General features: G+C 35.2%; 2 protein-coding genes. Both read left to right on the top strand.

What is annotated here, in order from left to right; all coding sequences use genetic code 11:
* Nucleotides 1–483: 483 nt before the first annotated feature.
* Entirely contained in the window at nt 484–3,387 is a 2,904-nt protein-coding gene (locus WMO18_RS10505; RefSeq protein ID WP_211147939.1) for an acyl-CoA dehydratase activase, read from the top strand.
* Between the two features lie 27 nt (nt 3,388–3,414).
* Nucleotides 3,415–4,752, top strand: coding sequence for a 2-hydroxyacyl-CoA dehydratase (locus tag WMO18_RS10500; RefSeq protein ID WP_211147940.1), 1,338 nt, complete (start codon nt 3,415–3,417; stop codon nt 4,750–4,752).
* Nucleotides 4,753–5,055 lie beyond the last annotated feature (303 nt).

Here is a 5,055-nt window from a genome sequence, read left to right as displayed (position 1 = left end):
GAAGGCTGGATGGTTTCTACTAATTCTAAATATCTACCACATAACAAGGCAAGTTCTAGCACCACAAACCCTAATTTATCAAATTAATCTTAACGCACAAACAAAATTGAAAAAACCTAATTTATCTAACTAGTTTTTACCCACAATTAAAATTAAAATCACAACATTTATGATGTTATTCAGAAAATAACAAGGTTTTTCATATTCACTTCTTGAAATGTGGAAAACTTTGCGAAAAAATTAATGAACATTTTTATTTTTGGTGTATATAAATAGTTAAATATAGGCTTGATATATTGCATTTTAAGAAAAAAATACACAAATTGTACCTTGAATAAAATACAACTTATTGATAGAATGTAGAATAGTGATAAATCGACTTATTATTCTATATTAGAATTAAAATGTTAAGAAAATATCATACAATGGTATAAGAAGTATGATGTGAAAATGGGTCTAAATGACTATATTTAAGGAGTAAATATGAGATTAGGTCTTGATATTGGCTCAACAACAATTAAGTGTGTTGTGCTAGATGATAATAACAAACTACTATATAGTACATATGAAAGACATTACAGCCAGATTACAACAAAAATCGGTGAAATTCTTACTAGAGTAAGAAAGGAAATTGATGGTGTTGAAAATGCACTGGTTGCAATGTCAGGTTCAGCAGGTATGGGTGTTGCTGAACAGTGTGATATTACTTTCGTTCAGGAAGTTTATGCAACAAGAGTTGCTACAAATACATTTATTCCGGGTACAGATGTTGTTATAGAACTTGGTGGTGAAGATGCCAAGATTCTGTTCCTATCCGGTGGTATGGAAGTTCGTATGAACGGTACTTGTGCCGGTGGTACAGGTGCATTTATTGACCAGATGGCTACTTTGCTAAATGTACCTCTTGAAGAAATGAATGACCTTGCTAAAGGTTATGAAAAGACATATACAATTGCATCTCGTTGTGGTGTTTTTGCTAAGACAGATATTCAGCCACTACTTAACCAAGGTGCAAGAAAAGCAGATATTGCTCAGAGTATTTTCCATGCAGTTGTTAACCAAACTGTTGCAGGTCTTGCTCAAGGTAGAGAAATTGAGGGTAATGTTGTTTATCTAGGTGGTCCTCTTACATTTATGGAAGAGCTTCGCAAGGCTTTTGATGAAGAACTTGGAACTAAGGGTACTTGTCCTGAAAATTCTCTATATTATGTTGCTTGTGGTGCTGCTTTATGTGCTGAAAGCACAATTGATTTTGATGAGATTATTGAAAAGGTTAGCCATTATACAGGTAGTGGCAATTTTGCCTTTAACCCTCCTCTATTTAAAAATGAAGAAGAATATGAACAGTTTAAGGCTCGTCATGCAAAAGCTACTGTAAAGGAAGTTCCTTTGGAGGATTATGACGGTGACTGCTATATCGGTATGGATGCCGGTTCTACTACTGTTAAGGCAGTAGTTATGGGCAAAAACGGTGAACTGCTATATTCAAAGTACCTTTCAAACAGTGGTAATCCTGTTCCAATTATTAAAGATTTCTTAAATGAATTATATGATAAAAAGCCTAATATAAAGATTAAGTCATCAGCCGTAACAGGTTATGGTGAAGATATTATTAAAAATGCTTTTTGTGTTGATTACGGTATTGTTGAAACAGTTGCTCACTTTACTGCTGCAAAAAGTTTTATGCCTGATGTTGAATTTGTTATTGACATTGGTGGTCAGGATATTAAATGTTTCAAGGTGCATAACGGTGCAATTGATAACATTTTCCTAAATGAAGCTTGTTCTTCAGGTTGTGGTTCATTCCTACAGACATTTGCAAATGCTCTTGGTTACTCAATTCAAGACTTTGCTCAGCTAGGTATCTTTGGTAAACATCCTGTTGACCTAGGTTCAAGATGTACTGTATTTATGAATTCATCTGTTAAACAGGCTCAGAAAGACGGTGCTACTATTGAAGATATTTCAAGTGGTCTTTCTCTTTCTGTTGTTAAGAATGCTCTTTATAAAGTTATCAGAGCATCAGGTCCGGATGAACTTGGCAAGAAAATTGTTGTTCAAGGTGGTACATTCCTGAATGATGCTGTACTTCGTGCATTTGAACAAGAAATGGGTGTTAATGTTGTAAGACCTACAATCTCAGGTCTTATGGGTGCTTATGGTGCTGCTATGTATGCACAGAGTAAGTCAGAAGGTTCTGCTGAAGGTAGCACACTTCTAAAGAAACCTGACCTAGAGAACTTTGTTCACGAAATTAAGGTTGTAAACTGTGGTATGTGTAACAACAACTGCCGACTAACAGTAAATACTTTTGCTGATGGCAGAAAGTTTATTGCCGGTAACAGATGTGAAAGACCTATCACTAAGAAATCACCTGACGAAAGTTTAAATATGTATGAGTACAAGCTAAAGGTACTTAGAGAATATAAACCTGTTAAGGGTAGCAGAGGCAAAATCGGTATCCCTATGGGTCTAAATATGTTTGAACTATTGCCATTCTGGCATAGATTCTTTACAGAACTGGGCTTTGAAGTTATCAGAAGTCCATTCTCTACTCGTAAGCTATATCAAAAAGGTCAGCAGACTATCCCTAGTGATACTGTTTGTTTCCCTGCAAAATTAATGCATGGTCATGTTAAGGCTCTTATTGATATGGGTGTTGATACAATCTTCTATCCTTGTATGTCATACAACATTGATGAACACCTAGGTGATAACCACTACAACTGTCCTGTTGTTGCTTATTACCCTGAAGTTATTTATAACAATATGAAAGAAGTTCATAATGTTACATTTATCAAAGATTACTTTGGTATTCATCGTCCAAAGGACTTCTACAAAAAGGCCTATGAAGACCTTTCAAAGTACTTCCCTGACTTAACTCAAAAGGAAGTTAAAAATGCTGCAAAGTGTGCTTATGAAGAATATGACAACTACTTTGCAAAGATTCGTCAGCATGGTAATGAAATTGTTGAAAAGGCTGAAAAAGAAGGCAAGGATATTATTGTTCTTTCAGGTCGTCCATACCACATTGACCCTGAAATTAACCATGGTATCAGCAAGATGATTGCTTCCTTTGGTGTTGCTATTGTTTCAGAAGATTGTGTTTCTGACAGAGTAGAAAAGTTCAAGGTTGGTGTTCTAAATCAGTGGACTTACCATAGCCGTTTATATGCTGCTGCAAAGTATGTTAGCACAAGAAAAGATATGAACCTTGTACAGCTTGTATCATTTGGTTGCGGCGTTGATGCTATTACAACTGATGAAGTTAGAGATATTCTTGAAAAGAATGGCAAGATTTATACACAGATTAAGATTGACGAAATTACAAACCTTGGTGCAGTAAAAATCCGTATTCGTTCCTTACTTGCAGCCATTGGCAAATAATAATTTTGATATTGGGGGTTTTTGCTTATGGCAAAGCTTGTTTATGATAAAGACGGTCGTCTAATGTATACTAAAGAAATGAATGACGAAGGTTACAAAATTCTTGTACCTATGATGATGCCTGTTCATTTCGGTATTCTAATGGACGCATTCCGTCATGAAGGTTACAATGTTGAATTGCTTGATACTAACGGTCCGGAGATTGCTCAAACAGGCCTAAAGTATGTACATAACGACACTTGTTATCCTGCTATTTTGGTTATCGGTCAGTTGATTAATGCACTTGAAAGTGGCAAATATGACTTAAATAAAACTGCTTTGATGATTACCCAAACAGGTGGTGGTTGCCGTGCATCTAACTACATTCACCTACTAAGAAAAGGCCTTAAAAAAGCCGGTCTTGAACAAATTCCTGTTATTTCACTTAACCTTTCAGGCCTTGAGAAAAACCCGGGATTTAAGATTTCTTTACCACTAATCAGACGAGTTATTGCCGGTCTTGTTTATGGTGATGTACTTATGTCTGTTCGTAACCAGACTAAGCCTTATGAAGTTAATAAAGGCGAGGCTGATGCTTTAGTTCTAAAGTGGCAGAACAAACTTGCTAAGGACTTTAACGAAGGTAAAAACTATCGTTTCAAGGATATGTCTAGAATTCTTGATGAAATTTGCCTTGAATTTTCTCAGATTAAAAAGACTGATGAAAAGAAAATCCGTGTTGGTGTAGTTGGCGAAATTTATGTTAAATATGCCAGACTTGGTAACAATGACCTAGAGCAGTTCCTATATGACCAAGGTTGTGAAGTTTGTCTTCCCGGGGTTATGGGTTTTGCAGCATTTAAGATTGATAACCGTATTGAAGATATTAAACTTTATGGTGGTAGCAAAGCAAAGAAAAAAGTTTGCGAACTTATGCTTGATTATGTATCTAAAACTGAAGATATGATGATTGCATCTACTACAAAGTACGGTTTTCAGCCACCATCAAAATATGCTCATACAAAGAGTCTTATTGACGGCGTTATCGGTTTTGGTTCAAAGATGGGTGAAGGTTGGCTACTAACTGCCGAAATGCTTGAACTTGCTGAAACAGGTTTTGAAAACATTGTTTGTACTCAGCCATTTGGTTGCTTACCTAACCATATTAACGGTAAGGGTATGATTAGAAGAATTAAAGAAATCAACCCTAAGGCAAATATTGTTGCTATTGACTATGACCCGGGTGCTCCTAGGGTTAACCAAGAAAACAGAATTAAGCTAATGCTTGCAGTTGCAAGAGAAGAACTTGATAAGAGAGTATCTGTTAAGAACGATAGCAAGAAAAGTAAAAAAGTTGACAGAAGAAAGATTCTTCAAAATAAATAAGAATTTATATGATTATTATTGAATCAATATTGTTTAATTAGTATTATTCAATGAATAAAAATTAGCCGTTGCATTGCAACGGCTTTTCTTGTTTTTCAATTATGATTGTGCATTAGGATGAGATTGATAAATTAGGGTTTTTCAATTTTGTCGGTGGGTAAAGGTAAAATTGTTTTTTAACCTAATTGTTGTTCAAGGAATGCTTATTTTCATTGAATGTAAAGAAAATTTGCAAAATTATCATACCTATTATTAAGAGAAAAGTGTGGCTAACAGGTGTAGGGGACATCATTGATGTCCAGA

The organism is Ruminococcoides intestinihominis, assembly GCF_040096285.1.
Lineage (GTDB): Bacteria > Bacillota > Clostridia > Oscillospirales > Acutalibacteraceae > Ruminococcoides > Ruminococcoides intestinihominis.
This window is presented reverse-complemented; position numbering and strand designations above follow the sequence as displayed.

Coding starts and splice junctions, on each gene's coding strand:
- WMO18_RS10500 (WP_211147940.1), top strand. CDS start 3,415: ATGGCAAAGCTTGTTTATGATAAAGACGGTCGTCTAATGTATACTAAA.
- WMO18_RS10505 (WP_211147939.1), top strand. CDS start 484: ATGAGATTAGGTCTTGATATTGGCTCAACAACAATTAAGTGTGTTGTG.